The sequence below is a fragment of the Brevibacillus migulae genome, from assembly GCF_004521915.1.
Classification (GTDB): domain Bacteria; phylum Bacillota; class Bacilli; order Brevibacillales; family Brevibacillaceae; genus Brevibacillus_F; species Brevibacillus_F migulae.
The window spans coordinates 175,229-198,824 of the sequence record NZ_SDKD01000001.1; the positions used below are offsets into that span (position 1 = coordinate 175,229).

At 50.7% G+C, this 23,596-nt stretch carries 18 protein-coding genes and 1 riboswitch; of the genes, 15 read left to right on the forward strand and 3 right to left on the reverse strand.

The features are described from left to right. Positions 1–90: 90 nt before the first annotated feature. From EIZ37_RS00845 to EIZ37_RS00870, 6 genes are all read left to right on the forward strand, one after another. Entirely contained in the window at positions 91–1,626 is a 1,536-nt protein-coding gene (locus EIZ37_RS00845) for a sugar ABC transporter ATP-binding protein (RefSeq protein ID WP_134682653.1), read from the forward strand. Next, entirely contained in the window at positions 1,623–2,630 is a 1,008-nt protein-coding gene (locus EIZ37_RS00850) for an ABC transporter permease (RefSeq protein WP_134682654.1), read from the forward strand. Before EIZ37_RS00845 ends, EIZ37_RS00850 begins: the two co-directional genes overlap by 4 nt. Positions 2,631–2,633: 3 nt before the next feature. Further along, entirely contained in the window at positions 2,634–3,656 is a 1,023-nt protein-coding gene (locus EIZ37_RS00855) for an ABC transporter permease (RefSeq protein ID WP_134682655.1), read from the forward strand. Positions 3,657–3,716: 60 nt separating this feature from the next. Further along, complete coding sequence (gene rhaS, locus EIZ37_RS00860; RefSeq protein WP_134682656.1) at positions 3,717–4,775, forward strand: rhamnose ABC transporter substrate-binding protein; 1,059 nt, start codon at positions 3,717–3,719, stop codon at positions 4,773–4,775. 404 nt (positions 4,776–5,179) lie between these two features. Beyond that, positions 5,180–5,506: an L-rhamnose mutarotase gene (locus tag EIZ37_RS00865; RefSeq protein WP_134682657.1), complete on the forward strand. Its 327-nt coding sequence runs from the start codon at positions 5,180–5,182 to the stop codon at positions 5,504–5,506. Positions 5,507–5,987: 481 nt separating this feature from the next. Next, positions 5,988–6,881 (forward strand): DMT family transporter, encoded by an 894-nt coding sequence (locus EIZ37_RS00870; RefSeq protein WP_134682658.1) that lies wholly within the window; start codon positions 5,988–5,990, stop codon positions 6,879–6,881. Positions 6,882–6,943: 62 nt separating this feature from the next. On the opposite strand, the gene EIZ37_RS00875 is transcribed toward EIZ37_RS00870, so the two are convergent. Beyond that, positions 6,944–9,226, reverse strand: coding sequence for an immune inhibitor A domain-containing protein (locus EIZ37_RS00875; RefSeq protein ID WP_235827847.1), 2,283 nt, complete (start codon positions 9,224–9,226; stop codon positions 6,944–6,946). A 350-nt stretch (positions 9,227–9,576) separates the two neighbouring features. After that, positions 9,577–9,667: riboswitch (cyclic di-GMP riboswitch) on the forward strand. An 80-nt stretch (positions 9,668–9,747) separates the two neighbouring features. On the opposite strand from EIZ37_RS00875, the gene EIZ37_RS00880 reads away from it, so the two are divergent. After that, on the forward strand, positions 9,748–11,538 hold the full coding sequence (locus tag EIZ37_RS00880; RefSeq protein ID WP_167568572.1) for a putative bifunctional diguanylate cyclase/phosphodiesterase: 1,791 nt from the start codon (positions 9,748–9,750) through the stop codon (positions 11,536–11,538). Between the two features lie 46 nt (positions 11,539–11,584). Here EIZ37_RS00880 and EIZ37_RS00885 read toward each other — a convergent pair whose 3' ends face one another. Together EIZ37_RS00885 and EIZ37_RS00890 are read right to left on the reverse strand one after the other, a co-directional pair. Continuing rightward, on the reverse strand, positions 11,585–12,244 hold the full coding sequence (locus EIZ37_RS00885; RefSeq protein ID WP_134682661.1) for a response regulator: 660 nt from the start codon (positions 12,242–12,244) through the stop codon (positions 11,585–11,587). After that, positions 12,241–14,433 (reverse strand): GAF domain-containing sensor histidine kinase, encoded by a 2,193-nt coding sequence (locus EIZ37_RS00890; protein WP_134682662.1) that lies wholly within the window; start codon positions 14,431–14,433, stop codon positions 12,241–12,243. Before EIZ37_RS00890 ends, EIZ37_RS00885 begins: the two co-directional genes overlap by 4 nt. A gap of 228 nt (positions 14,434–14,661) precedes the next feature. Between EIZ37_RS00890 and EIZ37_RS00895 the strand changes: the two genes are divergently transcribed. The 8 genes from EIZ37_RS00895 to EIZ37_RS00930 all read left to right on the forward strand — a co-directional run bounded on the left by EIZ37_RS00895 (position 14,662) and on the right by EIZ37_RS00930 (position 23,587). After that, positions 14,662–15,240, forward strand: coding sequence for a hypothetical protein (locus EIZ37_RS00895; protein ID WP_134682663.1), 579 nt, complete (start codon positions 14,662–14,664; stop codon positions 15,238–15,240). Between the two features lie 69 nt (positions 15,241–15,309). Next, on the forward strand, positions 15,310–16,137 hold the full coding sequence (locus tag EIZ37_RS00900; RefSeq protein ID WP_235827848.1) for an EcsC family protein: 828 nt from the start codon (positions 15,310–15,312) through the stop codon (positions 16,135–16,137). Positions 16,138–16,235: 98 nt separating this feature from the next. Next, positions 16,236–17,435, forward strand: coding sequence for a cytochrome P450 (locus tag EIZ37_RS00905; RefSeq protein ID WP_134682883.1), 1,200 nt, complete (start codon positions 16,236–16,238; stop codon positions 17,433–17,435). Between the two features lie 14 nt (positions 17,436–17,449). Continuing rightward, entirely contained in the window at positions 17,450–18,124 is a 675-nt protein-coding gene (locus EIZ37_RS00910) for a L,D-transpeptidase family protein (RefSeq protein WP_134682665.1), read from the forward strand. Between the two features lie 410 nt (positions 18,125–18,534). Further along, positions 18,535–19,017 carry a DUF2569 family protein gene (locus EIZ37_RS00915; protein ID WP_134682666.1) on the forward strand — a complete coding sequence of 161 codons (483 nt, stop codon included), beginning with the start codon at positions 18,535–18,537 and terminating at the stop codon, positions 19,015–19,017. A gap of 411 nt (positions 19,018–19,428) precedes the next feature. After that, positions 19,429–21,042 carry a response regulator gene (locus EIZ37_RS00920; RefSeq protein ID WP_134682667.1) on the forward strand — a complete coding sequence of 538 codons (1,614 nt, stop codon included), beginning with the start codon at positions 19,429–19,431 and terminating at the stop codon, positions 21,040–21,042. Positions 21,043–21,066: 24 nt separating this feature from the next. Then, complete coding sequence (locus tag EIZ37_RS00925; protein WP_134682668.1) at positions 21,067–22,119, forward strand: HEAT repeat domain-containing protein; 1,053 nt, start codon at positions 21,067–21,069, stop codon at positions 22,117–22,119. A gap of 19 nt (positions 22,120–22,138) precedes the next feature. Next, positions 22,139–23,587 carry a glycosyltransferase family 2 protein gene (locus EIZ37_RS00930; RefSeq protein WP_235827849.1) on the forward strand — a complete coding sequence of 483 codons (1,449 nt, stop codon included), beginning with the start codon at positions 22,139–22,141 and terminating at the stop codon, positions 23,585–23,587. Positions 23,588–23,596: the final 9 nt, after the last annotated feature.

Here is a 23,596-nt window from a genome sequence, read left to right on the forward strand (position 1 = left end):
GGCACGCATCTCCAGCGTGTCTGGGTAACCGCAAACAGCAATGTCAGAATCATGGGAATTTTCCATTACGATACGGATGGGAGCAGGCGTATGTCTGAGTATGTACTGGAGTTAAGAGGAATTACGAAGACCTTTCCCGGCGTAAGGGCCCTTGACCACGTCCATTTCCAGCTGAAAAAAGGGCAAATCCATGCCTTGATGGGGGAAAACGGCGCGGGAAAATCGACGTTCATCAAGATCATCACCGGTGTCCATCGTCCTGACGAGGGAGAGATCTATTTTCAAGGCGAACGCGTGGACATCAATCATCCGAAAGACGCTCAGCAGCTCGGGATCGCGGCCATTTATCAGCATGTTACCTGCTTTCCGGATCTGAGCGTCACGGAAAACATTTTCATGGGGCATGAAAAGATTGATAAGGGGACAAAGCGTCTCCTCTGGAAGCAGATGCACCAAGAAGCCCAAGTGTTATTGACCGAGCTGGGGGCTGATTTTGATCCGAAAACGCAAATGGGCGCATTGAGCGTGGCCCAGCAGCAGATCGTGGAAATTGCCAAGGCGCTGTCCACCAATGCCAAAATCATCATCATGGACGAACCGACCGCCGCCTTGACGAAGCGAGAAAGCGAGGAGCTGTACAGGATCACCGAGCAATTGCGCGACAGAGGCGTGTCAGTCATTTTCATCTCCCACCGCTTTGAAGATATGTACCGCCTGGCCAGTCAAGTGACGGTCTTTCGCGACTCCCGTTATATCGGCTCGTGGGCGATCAATGAGATTTCACAGGAAGATTTGATCGTAGCGATGGTGGGGCGTGAAATCACCCAGCTGTTTCCGAAAAAAGCGGCGCAGATCGGGGAAGAAGTGCTGCGCGTCGATGGATTGGGAAGAACGGGTTATTTCAAGAATGTTTCCTTCACGCTGCATCGCGGGGAGATTTTAGGGCTGACCGGCCTTGTTGGAGCGGGCAGAAGCGAAGTGTGCCAGGCCATTTTCGGTTTGGATGCGCTTGATGCAGGCAAGGTGTTTCTAAAAGGAAAAGAGATTCACATCGACAATCCGCTGCAAGCGATGGAGCTGGGGATCGGCTATTTGCCCGAAGATAGGCAGAAGCAGGGCTTGGTCCTGCCTTGGAGCATCTCCAGCAATATTACGCTGCCGGCGATCGGCAAGTATGCGAAAAAGGGTTGGCTGAGCAGGCATAAAGAAGATGAGGCGGCGAAAACATTGGCCCAGAAGCTGCAGGTGAAAGCACGCAGCATCTATGATCCTGTCAGCTCCTTATCCGGCGGGAATCAGCAGAAAGTCGTATTCGCCAAGCTGCTGACCGCCCAATTGGATGTGATTATCCTCGACGAGCCGACCAAAGGGGTGGATGTAGGGGCGAAGTCAGCCATTTACGAAATTATCAGTGATCTGGCCAGCCAAGGATACGGCATTTTGCTCGTTTCTTCAGAGATGCCGGAAGTGATCGGGATGAGCGACCGGATCGTGGTCATGCGCGAGGGGCGGGTAACCGCAGTGCTTGATCGCGAGGAGGCGACGCAGGAAGCGATCCTGGAAGCGTCCATGGTCAGCATCTCCCCAAGGAACAGAGAACAAATCGCGGAGGCTCGTATGATATGACGCAAAAGGATCGAAACTCATCGACGTGGAGTGCGAAGATAGCCAGATTCAGGGAGGCAGGACTGCTTGGTTTTATTCTTGTGCTGTCTGTCATCGTACAGTTTCGCAATCCCAGCTTTTTGACCATTGAAAACATTTCGGACATGGTGACGAATACGGCCATTCTCAGCATCCTTGCTGTAGGGATGATGCTGGTGATCGTGACCAGGGGCATTGATCTTTCCATCGGGGCCACGCTGGCCTTGTCGGGGATGATCGCGGCACAGACAGTCGTCGCCAATCCAGAGCTTCATCCTGTACTTGCGATCCTTTTGGGCACGTGCATCGGTCTGATCTGCGGCATGGTCCTGGGCTGGCTGGTGGCACGCTTTGGCATTCTGCCGATCATCGCCTCCCTGGGCATGATGAACGTGTTTCGCGGGTTGACTTTTATGGTGAGCGATGGGAAATGGGTGAGCGCCCACCAGATGCCGGCCAGCTTCAAGGCCATCGCGACCAGCTCCTTACTGGGGATCAATACGCTGATCATGATCGCGATCATCATCTATGTCGTATCCTACTATTTCATCAACCATACACGTACCGGCCGACAGATCTATGCGGTAGGCAGCAATCCGGACTCTGCACAGATCAGCGGGATCAACAATGGACGGATTCTTTGGCTGGTCTATTCCATCATGGGCGGATTGTCCGGGTTGTCAGGAGTCCTCTGGGTTTCCAAGTTCGCCTCGGCGCAAGGAGATACCGCGATGGGCTATGAGCTGAGCGTCATCGCTGCCTGCGTACTTGGCGGGGTCAGCATTGCCGGCGGCTCGGGGAAAATCTCCGGCGTCATTCTTGGGTCCATCCTGCTAGGCATTCTGAACAATGCGCTTCCCCTCATCAATGTGTCGCCCTTTTGGCAGATGGGCATCCAAGGCGGCATTATTCTAATCGCCGTGCTCATTAATGCGGTCGTCAAAAGAGGCGTCGACCGGAATCATCTCATGAGGAGGAATGTGTAGCTTATGGATCTGCTTAGGCGAGACAACGAAAAAGGCTTCTCCTGGAAAGGTTTTTTCCTGCAATGGGAATGGATGCTGATCCTGATCTTCCTTCTTGTAACCGCTATCAATAGCTATTTGTCCCCTTATTACTTGAACTACGATAATCTTCGTGACGCCACGATGACGTTTCTCGACAAGGCCTTTATTGTGCTCCCCATGGTCTTGATCATCATCTTGGCCGATATCGATATCTCCGTTGCTTCTACGGTTGCCTTATCGGCTGTCGTCATGGCCGATCTGTATGCCATGGGCGTACCGATGGAGGTGGCCATCCTCATCTGTCTGGCAGTCGGTGCCTTATGCGGGTTCATCAATGGTTGGCTGATCGTCCGGTTCAAGGAATTGTCTGCGGTGATCGTGACGTTGGCGACAATGATCATTTATCGCGGCATCGCCTATATGATGCTGGAGGATCAGGCGGTCGGCCAATTTCCCGAATGGTTCAAGTTTCTGGGTTGGGGCTATGTGTTCGGCATTCCGTTCATCCTGATCGCGTTTGTGGTCTGTGCGATTGCCTTTGCGCTGCTGCTGCACAAGACGACTTTTGGCCGACGCATTTACGCCATTGGCAATAACCCTACAGCCAGCCGCTTTTCGGGTGTGCAGGTGGACCGGATCAAGATCATCGTCTTTACTCTGGCAGGGTTGATGGCGGCGGTAACGGCACTCTTTCTTACCTCGCGGATGGGGAGCACACGCCCGAATGTCGCGACTGGCTATGAGCTGGATGTGATCGCGATGGTGGTCTTGGGCGGAATCAGTACGGCTGGAGGAAAAGGCAGGATGATCGGGGCCGTGATCGCTGTCTTTTTGATCGGGTATTTGCGGTATGGCTTGGGGCTGATCAATATCCCGGCACAGGCGCTGCTCATCATCATCGGCCTGCTGCTCATCGGAGCGGTCATGGTGCCCAAGCTGAAAATCCGGGGGAGCGGCTGGCGAAAAGCGAAGCCTGCCGACGCACCGGTCAAACGCGCCTTGTAGATACTCGACAGTCTTGGACTGTTTGGTATAGATGAAAAATAGTAGGGGGAGGTCAACTCAATGAGAAAATGGTTCATGTCATGTTTCTCTCTTTTTCTGGTCTTTACCATGCTGGTCGGCTGCAGCATGCAGGCTCCCACTTCATCGTCAGACAATACAGGCAACGCAGGCAATGCCCAAAGCGGCGGCAAGAAACGATTCGCTATCATTTTTAAAAACACAGGCAATCCGTATGGAGAAAAACAGATGGAGGGCTTTAAAATCGCGATCGAGGAGCTGGGCGGTGAAGCGATCCTGAAAGCGCCAGACCAGCCGACTGCCGAAGCGCAAATCCAAATGATTGAAGAGCTGATCTCGCAAAAGGTCGATGCGATCGCGATCGTCGGCAATGATCCGGATGCCCTCCAACCCGCGTTGAAAAAGGCGATGGATGCAGGCATCAAGGTGCTTTCGCTGGATTCCGCAGTGAACGCGCAAAGCCGGATGGTCCACGTGAACCAGGCAGATCCCGAGCGAATCGGCCGGGTGCAGGTACAGGCGATCACCGAAATGATTGGAGGAAGCGGGGAGATTGCAGTGTTGAGCGCCACCTCGCAAGCGACCAACCAGAACACATGGATCGAGTGGATGAAAAAAGAGCTGGAAGATCCGAAGTATAAGGATGTTAAGCTGGTGAAGGTAGCTTATGGCGACGATTTGCGCGACAAGAGCGTATCCGAGACGGAAGCTTTGCTCAAATCGTACCCCAATCTGAAGGGGATTATCGCGCCCACCACTGTCGGGATTGCGGCAGCTGGCAAGGTACTGACAGACAAGGGCTTGAAAGGAAAAGTACAGCTCACTGGGCTTGGTCTGCCAAGCGAGATGGCTGAATATATCGAAAGCGGCGTATCCCCGTGGATGTACCTGTGGAACCCGGTCGATGTCGGCTATTTGGCTGGCTACGCAGCAGATGCTCTCGTCAAAGGGACGATCACCGGAAAAGTCGGCGACAAATTCACTGCTGGCAGACTAGGCGAAAAAGAAGTGATTCAGGATGGAGACGGCACCCAGATCATGCTGGGCGATCCGTTCAAATTTGACCCAAGCAATATCGGGGAATGGAAGACGGTTTACTAGAAACGGCTGAAGGCTCCTTCGATCATATGAAAATGGTCGGAGGGTCTTTTGTGTGGAGGGGCTGCGGTGGGGAGAGCATGTTTCGAAACTCCGCTTCATTCCACGCCCTGCTGTTTTTTTTTGCCCGACTGAAGCAACTGCCACGTGAAGAAGGGAAGAGAGGGACGGGCGGAGTCTTTGTCACACCGACCAAGGTGGAGCTTCCAAAAACGGGACACGCTTGTCGCGCAACCTCTACGTATGAATACGCTTCCTCGAACCTTTTGCGTGACGTACCGTTTTTGGAAGCGGAACCGGCCAGTCTCCACTTCCTTGCGGGTGTGGCAAGAACGCAGCACGCCCTCTCTTCCCTTCCCCCACCACAATGTAGGCACAAACTCTTAAACAAAACTGGAGGAATAGTCATGGAAAAAAGCAATAAATTCGCCTGGACCTGGACGATTAAACCGGAATGCCTGGAGGAGTATGTACAAATGCATCTGGAGCCGTGGGCCGATGTGTTGGAGGAGCATAGGAGGGCGGGTATTCGCAATTACTCGATCTTCCAAAACGGTACGCAATTTTTCTACTGCTTTGAATGTGACGATGTAGAGGCAGCTTGTGCCTATATTGACAAGAGTGAAGCGTGCAATCGCTGGAATGCGATCACCTCAAAGATGGTAGAAGGATCTTTTGATTTTGGGGAAGCGCAGCCGATCAAGCCGATGCGTGAGGTGTTTTATCTGAAATAATGGCATAAATAACCGGTTCGCCTCGGAGCTTCATGAAGGTCCGTTTATTTCATTTTGGAAAGCAAATCCGTCAGTTTATTCTCAATCCTAGTCAGTTTACGGTCATAGTGCTTATATGTTTTGTATCCAATATAGGCCTGGATGGCAAAAAACAAGACGCCTCCGATGGTAAGGAGCAAGTAATCGTGAGAAAGATCATAAAAAAAATGATTTAATTTTTCCCATTTCGGACCCATTTTTTCACCTCATTACAGGTATCTGTGGCTTATATTCCCATATTGTGAGTGACTCTATTCCAGATTTTGAAGGGGCCCAGCCAACGGAAGACCAGATGGAGAAGTCTGGCGCATGGCAAGCAGCTGCTTTGCGTGTGCCGACGAACGAGGGTATTCATGCTTCGGCCGCAAACGAAATATTTCTCGCTTATACTGAGGGGGAATCAGGGATGACTTGAATCTTTCGCAGGATAAAGGAGGAATTTATGAAGCCGTTGCTATTTGGCTTGCTTGTGGTATTGACTACCTCGCTGATGGGCTCTTCGTTTGCCATTGGAAAAATGGGACTCTCCTATTTTTCACCGCTTTTATTGGTTGGCTTGCGTTTTACGATTGCCGGGATTCTCATGACCGCCTGGGTCTGGATGAAGAAAGAGCCGCTGCCGGCTTCGAGGCAGGAGTGGGGAAGAATCGGGCTCGTCGGTCTTTTTCAAACGGCAGGTGTCATGGGGTGCATATTTCTCAGCCTGCGCACGATATCTGCGGGCGAGACCTCGATCCTGACCTTTGTCAATCCACTTTTGGTCGTGATCCTGGGTACGATATTCCTCAGAATGCGGTATAAGCTCACCCAATGGCTCGGTGTCTTGGCCGGATTTCTCGGGGTGGCGATCACGCTTGGGTATCACATGCAGTGGAAGGCAGGTACGGCGTTTGGGTTCGCATCGGCTGTCAGCTGGGCCATTGCGACCTTATTGGTGAAAAGGTGGGGCAAAGGGTACTCGGTATGGGTGATGACAGCTTTCCAGATGCTGGTTGGCGGGCTGCTTTTGCTCGGAATGAGCGTTATGCTGGAGACTCCCCGAATAATCCTCAATCCTGCCTCGGTGTGTATCGTGTTGTGGCTGGCTGTGATGGCCTCCATCGTACAGTTCGCCTCGTGGTTTTATTTGCTGAACCAAGGAGATCCGGGAAAAACGAGCGCGTTTTTGTTTTTGGCCCCGTTCTTTGGCGTGTTAACAGGCTGGCTGATGCTGGGTGAGAGGGTCGACTGGTATGTCTATGGAGGGGGAGTGCTTATTTTTATCGGAATCTTCCTCGTGAATTGGAGCCCAGCTGGCAGGAAAGAGAAGCTCGGGGTACAAAACGTGAAAGCATAAAAAAGAAGACCAGATGGCGAAAATCTGGTCTTCTTTTCGTGTGCAGTTTTGGCTTTCCGTGATTAGTCGCGGGAAACCGAGATGACTGCTTCGTTGCCGCGGCTGCTTACTTTTTCTACCTCGATTTTGAGGCCGTATTGAGGCAGGATTTTTCCGCTGTCCGGCAGGTAATCCTTCGCGGAATAATCTTCTTCGTCGGAGAAGGTGTCAATGCCTGGCAATCCCTCGTACTTCATTGCGAAGTCAGGATAGATGACTTCCAGATCGGAGGTTTCGTTCTTTTTCAGGTTGAAGGCAGCGTCCACCAATTGATAACGCGTGCTTGCTACCGCTCCGTCATCCCAGAAATGGCCGCGTTGGTGAGCGTCCACTACGCCAAGGAAGCCGTGGCCTGGATGCAGACCTGTCCAGTTGTCTTCGCCCCATTGAGCATCATAGAACCAGACGAGCATACCTGGATCGTAGGAGAGGAGGCTGTTGTTGCGACGGTAGTGAGCCAATGCTTGGTCCACACCGTTGTGAGTGCGCCATTCGACCAGGTAGTATTGCGGGTAAGGGATCTTGGAACCATCGAACAATTCAAAGCCTTTCAGCTCGAATTTTGGCTCTTCTTCCGCATTGTCAAAGAAGACCACATTACCGTCTGCACGCACTTCGATGTTGTCTACGTAGAAGGCGTTCATTGCCAAGCCTACGTCTGTTTTGTAATTGAATTCCACTACGATTTTTTGACCAGCGAATTGGCTCAAATCGATATCGCTGTGTTTCCATTCGCCTTCCGTCGTATCGGTGAAGGTTTCTACGGTCACAGGCTCGCTGCTGCCGTTTGCATAGACGTTGACATAAAGATAGTCGTAGTCTGTTTCGATTTCGCGCCACGATTCGAAGCTGAGGGACGCGCTGCTTGCAGTTGTCAAATCAATTTCCTCGGAAATCAATTTGGTATTGAGGCTGTTGCCCTTCGTAGAGAAGTAGGAATGCTCCTCAATCGGTTGGGTTGGCGGTGCAACCTGCACTTCAGGGAGATTGATCTTCAGCAGCTTGTTGCGGCTGGTATTCGCTACTGCCTCTTTCAAAGGATAGTTGTACTTTCTTCCATCTTTCAATTTATCGATGTCGATTTCTTCCGGGATCGGCCAAGTGCCGCCATAGGTTTCTTGGAAGAAGAGCTTCGCCCATGGGCTGAATCCAGTAGGCTCGGTTCCAGGGATTTTTCCTGCCCAGCTGCCGCCGGACATGATGGACCATACTTCTACAGGTGAACCACCGCCGGAATAGAGCGTATCGTATTCATCCGGCAAGCCGAGGTTGTGGCCGTACTCGTGGGCAAACACGCCAGCAGCGCCTTCTTCGCCTTGAATGATGTAGTCATACGCTTTCAGGCTGGTGCCCGGGATACGGGTTGGTTCTTTCAACGTGCTGCGGTGTGCCCAGATCGCATCATCCCCGAGAGGGCCGCCGCCGGAATCTTCACCAACACCTGCGTGAGCAACGAAGAGGTTGTCCAACAAGCCGTCCGGCTCCATGATATTGCCGTCCATATCGAGATCGTATGGGTCGCGTTGGTCATATTTTTCTTCATTGCCTTCGATTTGATCACCGATCGTTTCCAGTGTTTCTTCGACGAGCTTGTCCGGATTGGCGTCATTTGCGCCGCCTTCATGTCTGCCGTAGTATGCGGCATCATGCTCAGCTTCAATCCAAGGGGTAACCGTTCCATCTACAGCCCAGCTGCCAGCGGATTGCTGCTTGTAGAATTGGTTCAGGGTCAGCAGTTTTTTGCCTTCTGGCGTTTTGTACTCATCCTTGCCGAACAACAGTTTTTCGTAGTGCTCTTCATTGAAATCGGCTGTCCAGAGATATTCGTCATTCTCCGGTTTTTCGATCTCATTGTGCTTCAGGTCTGGAAACTCGATCAACGCGAGTACGGCGTTGTCCGTAAAGGTTTTACTAGCGGACATGGTTTTCATTTTTCGTGCGCCTTTTTCGCCGTTAATCAGAGCGGCGGTGTTTTGCTGCAGTCCTTTGCGCGCTTTGTACGCTTTTTTCCCGAACTTGCTGGACGTATCGATACCTTCTGTGTCACTGCCCGGATTGGTCCCGCGCGTTACATACTTCTGTACCGCTTTTTCCATCGTTTTGGGAGAGGCGTCCTCGTCCAGTTCGCCTTGTTCGATCAAGGCTTGGATGATGCGGTCCTGGTTCACTACCCCCCAATCAATATGCTTGGCATCTTGATCATTTTTGGATTTTGCCTTGGCTTCTCCCGTAAGCGGTGCGCCTACAATTGCCCCCATCAAGAGAGCGGAAGAGAGAAGACTAGCCATGACCTTGCTTACTCTCAAGTGACTCATCCTTTCTTAAATGGAAAATTTATAAAATTCATGAAACGTAAGACAAGTGTAATCAATCAGACTTGGAAAATGTTGTCGGAAGGCGCAAAAAATATTGTCGGAATAAATTTTTTTTGCGGAGAAATGGTGAGAAAAATGAGAACAGAATCAAAGGAGAATGGGGGATAAAGGAACTAACGAAACGTTTTTCTAAGAAATCCTAACTTGGCCTGCTAGTTCAAAATAACTAGTAAGTTTGCAAGTAAAGATTGTCAATTCCCTACTTTTCTTATAAAATCCATTTATATGATGATTTTCAGTCGTATACGCTCAGGTCTTTATGCCTGCTCAAATCGAATAGAGAATGAAAAAGGTAAACCCATTGAAAGGTGGGGACACAAAGCTGCGGGCCTAAGGTTGAAGCGATTCAACTATGGCAGCCGGGTTGCCATGAGTATGAAAGGGAAACTCTGCTTTTGGCATTCCAGTCCGAAGCAGGGTTTTTTTAATGAATGGACTGTTTGGAGGGTGTAATGGATCGTGCGGAAATAGCTTTGATGGCGATCGCTTTCATATCATGTACATTGCTAATCCTGGGAATAGCCCTGATCGTGATGTATGTTGAACGGAAGAAGGCCTATCAACAAGCGAAACGAAACTTCAATCAATATCGTTCGTTATTCGCGTACAATCCGGACATCGTGCTGCAGCTGGATCGTACAGGAATGATCATCGAAGCGAATCTTGCCTATGAAAAAATAACCGGATGGTCACAAAACTTGAAAAAGTCAATTATCGACTTTTTGCCGGCCCACGATGCGAAAATTGTCGAAAATCACTTGGCAGCTGTATCCCAGGGAGAGGTGCGTCATTATGAAACGGTGTTGATCGGAGAAGGAAGCCGGCATATCCATGTGCAAGTTTCGAATGTTCCGATCATGCTGGAAAAGGAGATCACCGGCATTTATTGGATCGCATCAGATATCACGGAACGCAAGAAAGCGGAAGAAACCATTCAGCATATGGCGTACCATGATGAGCTGACAGGGATCCCCAACCCCCGGATGTTTCAAAAGCGTCTCGAGGAGGCACTGGCCGAGGCGAAAGAGAAGCAAACCGAGCTGGCCATCTTTTTTATCGATTTGGATCGATTCACGATGATCAATGATCGTTTCGGGCATATTTTTGGCGACCGGGTCATCAAAGTGCTCTCGAAGCGCTTGCAGGCATGCCTGGCGGAAGGAGAACTGATCGCACGTCTTGGCGGCGATGAATTTGCCTTTTTGCTGCCAACGGTTACGGATCATAGCCAAATCTCTGCTTTTTCGGAAAAAGTCCTGAAACAATTTGAACAGGCGTTGATCGTGGATGAGATGGAATTTCATCTGACGCCCACGATGGGGATAGCCGTATTCCCGCAGGATGGGGAAGACGTCGAATCGCTGACCAAACATGCGGATAAAGCGATGTTTCGTGCCAAGGAATTAGGGAATGAGCGGGTGCAATTTTTCAACCGGGAGATGGAGGATGACGGGTTCCAGCAGTTCCAGCTGGAAAATGCCCTGCGAAAGGCGCTGGAGCATAAGGAATTGGTGAACTACTATCAGCCAAAGGTCGATATCCATACCAATCAGATCGTGGGCATGGAAGCCTTGATTCGTTGGATCAAGCCCGATGGCACCATGGTTTCACCGGCTGATTTCATTCCTGTGGCGGAGGAGACGGGTTTGATCCTGCCCATTGGCAAGCACGTACTGCGCGAAGCGTGCATGCAAAATAAAAAATGGCATGATGAAGGAAAGCCGCCGTTGATTGTATCAGTCAATATCTCCTACGTGCAATTCAGGCAGCCGGATTTTTTGGATACGATCCGGGAAGTACTGGAGGAAAGCAAGCTGCCGCCGCAGTATCTGGAGCTGGAGATTACCGAAGGCATCGCGATGTATGATATCCCTTCGGTGATTCAGACCTTGCGAGAGCTGCAGCAGCTCGGGATCAAAATTTCGATCGATGATTTTGGCACAGGTTATTCTTCGCTAGCGTACTTGAGCCAATTTCCGATTCAAGCCTTGAAGATCGACAAGACGTTCATTCAAGGAGCGGAAAACAATCCGACCAACCAGGCGATTATTTTGGCAATCATGGCGATGGCCAAAAGCTTGGGGATCAATATCATTGCGGAAGGCGTTGAAGAAAGCAAGCAGCTTTCCTTTTTGCGCGAGCATGGCTGCCATGTCGTGCAAGGCTATTATTTTAGTCCGCCGATTTCCCCACAAAAATTTGAAGACTTCCTGGCCACTTTTTTGGCTGGGTATCATAGATGAAAGTAAAAGCCCCCATGCAGCCATGGGGGCTTTGTCGTCGTGCGTGTCAAGAAAAGTCAAGCGGATCGCTATCCCGCGATTGTTTCACCAGGCGCTTGGCCTCATTGCGGTCGACCACCTGCAGCTTGTTTAAAATGGTGGACACATAGTTGGCGACCGTTTTCGTGCTGAGATGGAGCCGGGTCGCGATTCTGGCGTTGCTATCGCCTTCCGCGATGAGCTCCAGAATCTCCCGTTCGCGCTTCGTCAGCTCCGAGAGGGTATCATCGAGCATGGGTTCGGATGGAGTGGAAGCTTTGAAATAATGAATCATCCGTGAGGCGATATCAGAGCCGAAGACAGCGCCGCCGCTGCCAACCATGCGGATGGATTGCAGCAGCTCGGCTTCATCGGCGTCCTTCAATATATAGCCGCGTGCACCTACGCGCATGGCGGTAAATACAGATTGATCGTCTTTAAACATCGTCAATATGACAATCTGAATATGCGGATGCTTTTCCTTGATCATCCGGGTGGCTTCAATTCCATTCAGTCCAGGCATGCGAATATCCATCAAAATGAGGTCAGGCTGCAGGCGGGAAGCAAGCTCGATCGCTTCCTCTCCCGTCGAGGCTTCCCCGACGATGCGCAAATCCTCTGTCGTGCACAGCAGATTGCGGACGCCGCTGCGAAAAAGCGGGTGATCATCAGCAACAACAATATTCATAGGGTTCGCTCCTTTTCGAATGCTTGTGTAGTGGTAAAGGGCAAGAGGGCGGTGACACGAGTGCCGGCTCCCTCGATACGTTCAATGGAGCATTGGCCGCCGAGTTCGGCAGCTCTCTCCCGGATGGACACCAGGCCGATCCCGCCTTTTTTGGAAGGGGTCGGGACGGGCATGATTCCTTTGCCGTTGTCGGTAACCGTGATGCAAAGCAGGTCGGAAGAGGCCAGTTCCAGATTGACCAGACAATAGGAGGCTTTTGCATGCCTGACCACATTGACGAGCGATTCCGTAATAATCCGAAAAGCGGCTACCTCGACTGCTGCCGGCAAGGGTGGCAGCCGCTCAGGCGCTACCAGCTCGATGCGCAGCAGCTGGATGTCGTCCGCATGAGAAGCCGGGATGATCGCTTGTGTAAGCTCGCGGATGCGTTCCCGGACCGCACCGATCAGCCCCAGCTCATCCAGGGTAGGCGGCCGCAGATCATGGACGAGGGTGCGAATTTCATCGACCGTCGAGCGGATCACCTTGCGAAAATCGGAAAGGATCCCCACCGCCAGATCCGGATCCTGTTTGACATACTTCTCGGCGGCCGCCGCATTCAATGCAAGCGCAGCCAAGCGGGGGGCCAGATCATCATGCAGATTGTGGCGAATTTGCCGTCGCTCTTCTTCGCGGGCGAGCACCAATTTTTCCCTCGATTCCTGGAGATCATCAGCGAGCAGGCGCATCCCGAACGTCATATGTACGTTCTGCACAATCGGTCCAGCCTGCTGAAGGAGTATGGATAATAATTTCAAATCCTCGGCGCTGAAGGCTTCGCCGGGGGAACGCGGACTGACATACAAGGTGCCAAGCGTTTCCCCTTTATGAATGATCGGAAAGGACAATGCTTCCTCGACCGATTCGCCCGATACCGTCGCCAGCTTGTCACGACCATTAATCTCAATGGAGATGCCAGCATATGGCAAACGCAAAGCATCCTTGATCGTCTGTACGACCACATACAGCATGGCATCCGGCTCGATCGGTTTGACCAATTGGTTTCCCAGCTCGGATAAGATGGCGTAGGGATCGTCGTGTCTTCCCTTCATGACCCGGTTGACCTGGCGCTGCAGCCATTCTTTTAAGGGAGAAAAGATCACTGCCACAAAGGAGGTGGCGACGAGTGAAATGAAAAAGTTGTCTTTTGTCTGAAACAGACGGCTCAAATACCATACCGTCAATGTATAGACGGCGACAATCGCAGCGGAAAGTCCGAGATAGACCAGTGTGCGATTGACGATCGGATCGATATCCCAGAGTCGGTGCCGCAGGATCGCCATGGTCAATGTGAGCGGGATCATCAGCATAAAGACATGCAAGATGGCATTGATATAAACGTACCATAAGGGCCCGTGAGAAAATGGAGGTTCATAGATCGCACTGATCCCGACCAACCCCGCCAAGGCGATGGTGACTCCATAGACAACCCATTTGGTCTGCTGTTTCTCCTCTGGTGTTGAAATTTTTCGATAACGATAAATTTGCGTAACGATCATCAGCGCCAAAGGAATGACCAATAAGATCAGTTGCAGGATGATCGGCCATTCATTTTTGTTGTTGTCGTAGGGAACAATGTGCACAACGACATAAAGCAGGCAGGACAGATAGGTAAGCTTCGCCAACTTTTTCGAGATCAGCCGACCATTGGGGAACAGGAAAAAGAATAAGAAAAAAGTAGTCCAGCCCACCACGCTCTCCACACTCGTCCATGTTTCCAAAAAGGGATGTCCCTCAGAGCCGAGCGGAAAGAGGGAAGGGAACACGGTACCGAATGAGACCAGCATGAGGGCCGCCAAAAGCCCCAGCGGTTCCCGGAAGCACTTGATCAGGATGAGTAACGCTGCGAGATAGTACAAAAAGATTAGCGTGCAATCAATGATGACGAACAACATGGCAAACGACTGCGGGGTAAATCCATAAATGGCTAATTCGGCCTCCGAAACAGGGGGGGAAGGCCCCATGTAACAAGGCTCTGCAAGGCATCGTTCCGTAATCGTGTGATAGTAGAGCGGGATGCAGCTGATGAGAATGACCACCGTCAACATGCTGAAGAGAATGACTAAGCCTTGGAAAAAAATAAGATTCCGATAAATGAATTGGCGAAACAAAGGAGGAGAATGGGATTTCCCCGGTTCCGGACCTGCCATACGCTAGACCGCCTTTCTGGCTGCAGGGTGATTGCGTAACTCATTATAGCAAGCTTGTAAATATTTGAATATTGGTTGTCATGATGATTCCTAAGGAAACGGTTCATTTCCCGAATCATCCCGGATGCCATTCCTGGAAAAGCAGGAACCCCATGCCCTACTCCGTGGGAACCGATGCTTGGTACGATACAGCCAAGAATGAAATCAACCGACAGGAGAGGTTCAAACATGGAATGGAAAACGGTAGTAAGAGGGCTGGGGATGATCTGCCTGTTGGCAGGAGTCGCGCGGATGGGCATGACGCCGAGCGCGCTGATTTGGGGGACGGACAGCGATCAGGAATTGACATTTGGCTTTATCGCTTGTGTCCTGATGTCCGTGGGAACGATCGGGACGTATATGGTGCAGTCTCGCGAGACAGGAATCTTGGGATATATGGCGACGCTGTTGGTCACAGTGGGCAATATCATCATCACCTGCTTGGTATGGAGCATATTCGCCTTGGGGGATACGGTGACGGAGCACACAGGTTTATTCATCACCATTACACGGATGATCGGGATGTATGGCACCATGCTGGGCTCATTGCTGTTTGCGATTGTCACGTTTCGTGCGAGGGTATTTCCGCGATGGATCGTTGTCCTTCAAGTCTTGATGATGGTCTCGATTGTCCTGGATGAATGGTTTGCCTTTTTCTGGGGATTGTCGTACGTATGCATGGGTTACCTGATCTGGACCGGCAAGTATGCGCAGCCTTCAGCCATTCATCGAAAGGCGGAGGTATTCGGCATCAACAGCCGCTTGTGATCACCCTTTGAAACGCAGCGGCTGCTCAATCGTATAGATAACCAGGAAATGGTTACAGGAGATGATGGAATGGTGGCAGCCGCGGAAACAAGAGCGTTTTACCTGCAGGAATTGAAAAAGCAGGAGAAGTGGGAGGCGGAGCAAAAGGATCTCTGGTTTTGGGAAAAGCTCGGACGCTTGCCCTTTGTCCTGCTGGATAAGCTGACCCCTGCTTTTATCCAAGAAAAATTAGCCGTGGCGATCAATGAATTGGGCAGCTACATTCAAAGCGGCGGACAGTATTTGATCTCGGACAAAGAGATCCTGCAACGATTTCAGGCGCAGGGAACGGTAGTCGAAGAAGGACAAGAGATGACGGTGGCGCAGATCAAGGAGCTTCCGCTGCTGAAAATGGATGAGGTCGCCACGGAGATTCGCTCTTCCCGGGTCAATTTCGCCACCTTCCAAGGAGCGACGACGGGAATTGGCGGGATTTTCACGCTGGCGATCGATGTGCCGATGCTGTTGGGGTTGTCTTTGAAGGTGCTGCAGGAGATCGCCCTATGCTATGGCTATGACCCGCGAGACAAAGCAGAACGGATATTTATCGTGAAATGCCTGCAATTCTCCTCCTCGGATATTGTCGGGAAGAAAGCGATTCTCGACGAGCTGACGGCCTTTCAGGACCAAGCCTCGAGCAATCAGATGATCTCCCAGCTGCAAGGATGGCGCGAAGTCGTCGTGACCTATCGGGATAATTTTGGCTGGAAGAAGCTGTTTCAAATCATTCCGGTCGCGGGCATGCTCTTTGGCGCCTGGCTGAATCGCTCGACCGTGGAGGATGTCGCGGAAGCAGGGATGATGCTGTACCGGAAAAGACGGATATTGGAACGGCTGAAGGAAGAGCCCCGTGAATAAGCGGGATGACTTTTGCCATGCATGGCATTTGGAGGGATATGAGCGAGATCGTTGGAGACGATAAGAAAGATTTCTTTTCCGAGGAGTTGTCACCAACGATGCAAACGACCAAAGAACGCTACGCCAATATTATCCCGATGAAGGAAATGGATACGCGGGAAAAGCGGCTCCTGCCCTTTCCGATCTATGATGAGCTGCGCAGCAAGAGCCCGGTACGCTACGATGCGGATCGGGAATGTTGGGATTTGTTCCGTTATGAGGATGTTCACTATGTCTTGAAAAATCCGACCCTGTTTTCCTCGCGCAGAATGATGGGAGTCGGTGATCGGGTGGAAAACCTGTTGGTCATGGACCCGCCAAAGCACACACAGATGCGCAATCTGGTGAATAAAGCCTTTACACCGAAAGCGATCAATGATCTGGCTCCGCACATCAAGGAGATTACCGAATCCTTGCTGGCCGAGGCGAAAAACAGCGGCAGGATCGACATCGTGCATGATCTGGCTACTCCCTTGCCTGTCATTGTCATTGCCGAGCTGTTGGGCGTTCCTGCCGAAGACCGCCAATTATTCAAAGAGTGGTCCGATGTGCTGGTGAAGGGACCGGCCAATAACTCGGATGAGGCTTATGCGGCGGTGATCGCGGAAAGGGAGCAGGTAGTCGGCAAGCTGACGCATTATTTTGCAGACATCCTGAAAGTGCGCAGTCAAAAGCGGGAAAATGATCTGGTCTCGCTTTTGCTGGATGCGGAGATTGAGGGGGACAAGCTGTCTGCGGATGATGTCATCAGCTTTTGCATCTTGCTGTTGGTCGCAGGGAATGAAACCACGACCAATCTGATCGCCAATGGCGTGCGCCTGCTGATCGAGGATCCGCAACGGCAAGAGGTGCTGCGTGCCCACCGGGAGTGGATGCCGGAAGCCGTAGAGGAGGTTCTGCGCTTTTATCCGCCGATCCAGGCCATCGGGCGCATCGCCGTCAACGATATCGAGATCGGAGGCCAAAAAATCGCAGCGGGCTCACAGATAGTCAGCTGGGTCGCCTCCGCGAACCGGGACGAACAGAAATTTGAGCAACCATCGACGTTCATTCCCAATCGGAAGCCGAATCCGCATCTTTCCTTTGGCTTTGGCATTCACTTTTGCCTCGGCGCACCGCTGGCTCGGCTGGAAGGGCGGATCGCTTTTGAAACCCTGCTCGACACATTCCGCTCCATGCAAAAAGACGGGGATTATGGGGACCCGATTCAAAGTCCCTTCGTCTTTGGCATCAAGAAGCTCCCCATCCAGGTACAGTAAGGCGGGAATTCAAGATGCACTGGCGGATATCTTTATTCCTCGTCGTCCTTCTTGGGCTTTCTGCACCCATGGCTGCGGCGGACGCAACCCCCGATCCGGTGAACAAGCCCAAAGGAGAAGTAGCGATTCTGGTTGATCCGGTAAGGAATGAATTGATCGTCCTGATCAACCAGAAACCATACAAGAAATACCCGATCGCTCTAGGCAAGCCGCAAACCCCGACCCCTGTAGGAGAATTGCATGTGATTAACAAATACAAGAACTGGGGACGAGGCTTCGGGACCAGATGGATCGGCCTGAATGTCCCGTGGGGAACTTACGGGATCCACGGGACGAACCGACCGCATTCCATCGGAAAAGATGTCAGCCATGGCTGTATCCGCATGCTAAACCGGCACGTGGAAGAAATCTATGAGCTGGTCGATGTGGGCACAAAAGTAATGATTCGCGGGCATGTGCTGGGCGAACCCCAGCTTTCCCCACGCCGGCTCGCGAAAGGCGACAGCGGCGGCGATGTGCAATTGGTGCAATACCGGTTGAAGAGCGCCGGGTACTTCCATGGGGAATGCAACGGGCGTTTTGGCAATCTCACCGAGCAGGCGTTGAAGGCATATGAGCGGGCAAATCAGCTGCCTGTGGATGGGGTGCTTAGTATCCATGATTATATTTCGCTCGGCTTGGTGGAGTAGGGAAGATTTGCGAACATAGTTAGAGGATGGGAAGACTGCCTTTGCGGGCGGTCTTTTTTAAATATAATTAATCATTAATCACACAAGGGTTGGTGGAGGGTAAATTAAATAATAAGAGAATCGAATCATTTAAATTAGATATTTCTTCGCCGAGATTCAAGACGTACATTTTCATTTTTATTGATGCGTTTGGCTATGAATTTGAAGTAGAAACAAAGGATAAAAGTACATTTAAGAAAATACACGAAGGTGATGAGGGTTACTTAACGTATTCAGAAAATCATTTCATTTCTTTTAATAAGGTTGAAAACTATGATATGAAGTAGCAACGATTTATGTGTGAATGTATTTTCCTTAATTGACTAAACACCCTTCGACTACGGATTCTTTTCTTTTGGGAGACAAATTTTATGGATGGTGACCACATGGATGTATCAGACGATTCAATCAAAACAAGAGACTATAATCTAATAGGTGGATGGCTAATCTTATTTGGATTGAGCTTATTATTCTCTATTTTAAGTTCTATTGGATATATAAAATCGACTGCTTTACTTTTGATATTTGGAGAGTTACTAAAATATAAATCTGAACATAGCTTATATGTGAGAGAAATGATGATTTATGAATCCATACTACATCTAGTGAATATTTCATTTATTATTTCGATTATTATTAATTGGGTTAAGCGAAAAAGAAAAATGAAAAAAATAGCAATATACTATATACTTTTTGCAATTTTCTTTGCTTTGTCCGAATTAGTGTATTCAATAATAATTGACTTAATAAGTGTAAATTATCTCCTTTCAACCCTATTTCAGGTTATTTTAATGACCATTTGGATAATATACTTTGCTAGGTCTAAACGAGTTAATGGGACATTTGTAAATTAGCGGCCCATTCGAAAGAAGTTGCTAAAACTTTATACACTTGGGATAAATTCACTTACGGATATTCATGATAAGACTTTAAAAAGCTATGAAGAAATACATGAAGGCTTGAAATCTTGAACTTTCATAAAATTGTTTCACCAAAACCCCAAACGGGTATCAACTACTCGTATGGGGTTTTTTGTATTTATTACGCAACTATCTCTGATCATGATATAATTTTCAATGTTATTTTACCAATTACATTCTATGTGAAATTTAGTGAAGTACACCGATACATGTAAGGTAGAGTATTGGTTTGAAAAGTTAATGAGCCTAAAGTCCTATATGTAATGTGACTAAAGCACCATATATAATAGAGTGAGAAGCTTACAACCAAGAAAATGACACATCAAGAGCTTAGGAGAAATCGGTATGAGAAAAAGAAAAGCTCCGATTCATGCTGATGAATCTTCCATTTTACGGGGAAAAGTAGAGGCGGTGCTTCAGCGCTTCCAAGACGATGCTTTCCTGTCGGACCGAAGCAATCGTGAAGCGTTATATCATCTGCTGAAGCAAGTGCGAGATTGGAGTATCGTGTTCGGCCGTAAAGACGTATACGGGTTCACGCTTCTCCTGCTGAGGCAGTTTCTTACCGACGATACGGAATACACAGTCGTTGTGGCGAACGCCATGATCATTCGCTCGCTTTTGGAGGGGTTGCTCCGTGCCATGCGCGGTGTCGTGACGGCAAATCCGGAGGTAGCGGCGACGGTCGAGTCCTCCGTCTCAAGTGTATCCACACGGACGAAAGCGATCGTATTGGACGAGGGTTGGTTTGATGTCGAAGCAGTGTTCGGAGAGCTGACGCATTACACGGCAACCACGATTCCCGCTGAGGATCTGGACAGCAGCGTGAGCCGGGAGATCCTGTCGGAAAGAGAGTTTGTCCTGATCGTGAACCTGGCGCCGGGTGCCCATGGGGAGCAGGCTGTTCGAGAGCTGAAGGCCAGTGAGTGGGGGCGGGAGGTTCTCGTCATCGGGATCGTTCCGGGAACGGAAGCGCGCTTGTGGAATGACCGGGCGGTGAGCGAGGCGGATCTGGTGCTGGCCGATCCATTCGCCCCGCATCAATTGGATGCAGCCATCCGGCAATTGCTGGCTCGAAAACGGAAAGTGGCTACCGTGAGCCGGGATGTCGAGCGGGAAGAAATGATCAAGCTTCTGCAAAAGGAATGGCTCCGTTTTGTGCGATTTGAGACACACTTTTCTTTGGTGTATATCATGCTGGACCAATTTACTCATCTGGTCCAATCGTTAGGCAGCAAAGAAGTTTTGGCTTTCTACGAGAATATGTACGGTTTATGCCAGCGGACGATCCGCAACTATGATGAAATCAAGCGCTGGAAGGCCAATGCGTTTGTCATCATGCTGCCGATGTCCAAGAGCGCGGGTGCGTTGATGGCGGTGGAGCGAATGCTCGGGATGATGGCGAGCACGGCGAAAGCGGAGCATTTCCTGCCGTTCGTCAAGATTGGTGTCCTGGAAAGCGAGCACGGCTACACCAGTGCGGAGGAATTGCTAGTCAGACTGGAGGAGCAGCTCGCGGCCGCTCCGCCCAATGCCCGGGTTTTCCAGATTCCGCCCCTTCATGAAGCGTCCAAGCGGCAATCCAGCCGCATCAAGCTGCTGATCGTGGATGATGATCTGGCGGCACCTACGATTATCAACAACCATTTGAGCGCGGATGAATGGGAAGTCGAAATCTGCTCGGATGGAGCGGAAGCGTTGGAGCGTGCAGCAGCATTCCGGCCGGATGTCATCCTGTCGGAGACCAGCAGTTCAGGGATGAACGGTTTTGCGTTTTGCCTGAACGTACGCCAGGTCTTAAGCGCCAAGCAGACGGCCTTTCTATTTTTATCCAAGCAAGGAACCTCCAGCAACATCTTGCGGGGGCTGCAGGTAGGGGCGGACGATTATATCACGAAGCCTTTTTCCGTTGCCGTGCTGGAGGCGAAAATGCGCAGACTCGTTCACTTGCGGTCTTAAAGGGAAAGAGAGGGGAGAGATAGGATGTCGACCATTTTTATCATTTATATGCTGACCTTGCTGTTTTCCTTGTTTCTGGCAGGTCTCTTCCTCTTTCTCCTTGTGCGGAAACTCGTTTTGCTCTATGTCGAATCGCGGGACAAGTCTTACGAGGACCACATCTTTCCGAAGCTCTGCCGTTTTGTGACACAGGAAGACAACCAGCAGCAGCGGCTGTTTCGTCACGCCAAATCGTGGCAGCGTCGGATCGTCCTGCGCCTCTTGGTGGATATCGCTGCAAACGCGAAGGATCAAAGTGAGTGGGAGCAAATCAGGGCCGTTTGCGAGCAAATTGAACTAGGCAAACGACTCGCCGCGTCATTGCAGGACAAGCGGTGGTGGAAGGTAGCCGAGGCGATCCGCTACGTCGGGATCCTCAGGCTTGATGAGTTTGCATCGATCGTCGCCAAGCATCTCGATGCGGAGGAGTACGATGTGTGGACGGCGGCGGCCAGGACCTTGACCCGATTGGGACGAAATGAAGTGCTGATCCAATACTTGATCGATCATCACGAAAAGCTGAAACGGGAAGCCGTGATTCGGATCGTGGACATGCTGCGCAATATCACGGACAGCGATGTAGAAAAAATGATGGCGCATTTCGAGCAAGTGCCGCCATTGCTGCAGGGTCTGTTCTTCGATCTTTTCGGCCAAGCCAAGGCAATCAAGGCGCTCCCGGTGCTGGAAGAATATCTAACGTCTGCAGACGGAGAGCATCGCGTCAAAGCCATGAAAGCGATCGCGGACATCGGGATCACATCCAAGCAAGACGAAGTGCTCACCGGCTTTCAGAGCCAGAACTGGGTCGAGCGCATGCAGACGATTCGGATCGTTCGCGCTTGCTCGATGCATATTGCGATTCCCCATCTTGTAGATGCGCTGGCTGACCCGGAGTGGTGGGTACGGTACCACGCGGCAGAAACGCTTCACAGCTTTGGGACCATTGGCAAGGAACGACTCCGCGAGGCGAGACTTCATCATCAGGATTCCTATGCGAGAGATATGGCTGCACAAATTTTAAGCAGATGGAGCGCGTAAACGAAAGGGGGAACGTCGGGTGGAAAGCTTCCAAACCATTTTTACGTTGTTTAATGGATTTATCATGTTTTATGTGGTGCTAATCAATTGTTTTTACTTGACGTTGTTTCTCCTTTCGTTTGGCAAGATTAGGGATTATATGAAGCGGAGCAGATACGGCGAGTACCTGGAGATCAACTCCTCCGATCTGACGCCGCCGGTATCGGTCCTTGTCCCGGCGTACAACGAGGAACTGACGCTTCGGGACAGCCTGGAATCCTTGCTGCAGCTGAATTATCCGGAATACGAGATCATCGTTGTAAACGACGGCAGCAAGGACCGTACCTTGGAAGTGCTGCAGGAGCATTTTCATTTGGTGGAAATGACCCAGATCGTCCGCTACCAAATCCCCACAAAGAAAATCAAAGGGCTGTACCGCTCGACGCTGTACCCCAATCTGATCGTCGTGGACAAAGAAAATGGCGGGAAGGCCGATGCTTTGAACACGGGCATCAATATCTCGAGTTATCCGTATTTTTGCGGGATCGACGCAGATTCCTTGCTTGAACGCGACGCCCTGATCAAGGCGATGCGCCCCTTTGTCGAGGGACACGACGAAATCGTCGCATGCGGCGGCATTATTCGGATCGCAAACGGCTGCAAAATCAGAAACGGCAGAGTGGAAGAGGTCAATATCCCGAAAAACATCCTTGCTTTGCATCAGGTGATTGAGTATTTGCGTTCATTCCTCATGGGGCGCATCGGCATGAGCAGCTTGAACAGCCTGTTGATCATTTCCGGGGCGTTCGGGATTTTCCGCAAGCGGGATGTGATCCAGATCGGCGGATACGATACCGGGACTGTCGGGGAGGATATGGAGCTTGTCATCCGATTGCAGAAGCATATGTATGAGACCAAAAGCAGCGGGAAAGTGCTGTTCGTGCCGGATCCTGTCTGCTGGACGGAAGCACCCGAGAACATTTCTGTACTGCGCAAGCAGCGGACACGCTGGGCGCTTGGCCTGATCGAAAGCATGTATAAGCATCGGAAGATCATCTTCAATCCGCAATACCGCACGATGGGACTGTTTACGATGCCCTATTTTTTTCTGGTGGAGATGCTGGGACCGCCCATTGAGCTGCTGGGCCTGATCCTGTTCGGCTTCGGATTGGCGTATGGGCTGGTCAGCATCCATTTTGCGATGCTGTTCTTGATCGCGACACTGGTATTCGGGATCTTCTTGTCCATGACGGCAGTGCTTTTGGAAGAATACAGCTTCCGCAAATATACGAAGGTGAGTCATTTCATCAAGCTTTTTCTCTTCAGCATCGTCGAAAATTTTTGGTATCGGCAAGTCAATGCCGTATGGAGAACGTATGCCTTCCTGCGCTTTTTCCGCAAGGACCATAACTGGGGAGCCATGGAGCGGAAAGGCTTGACTGGCAGCAACAATGTCCCCACTGTTCCGAAAGATACGGCAGGGTTGTGATGCCCTGCA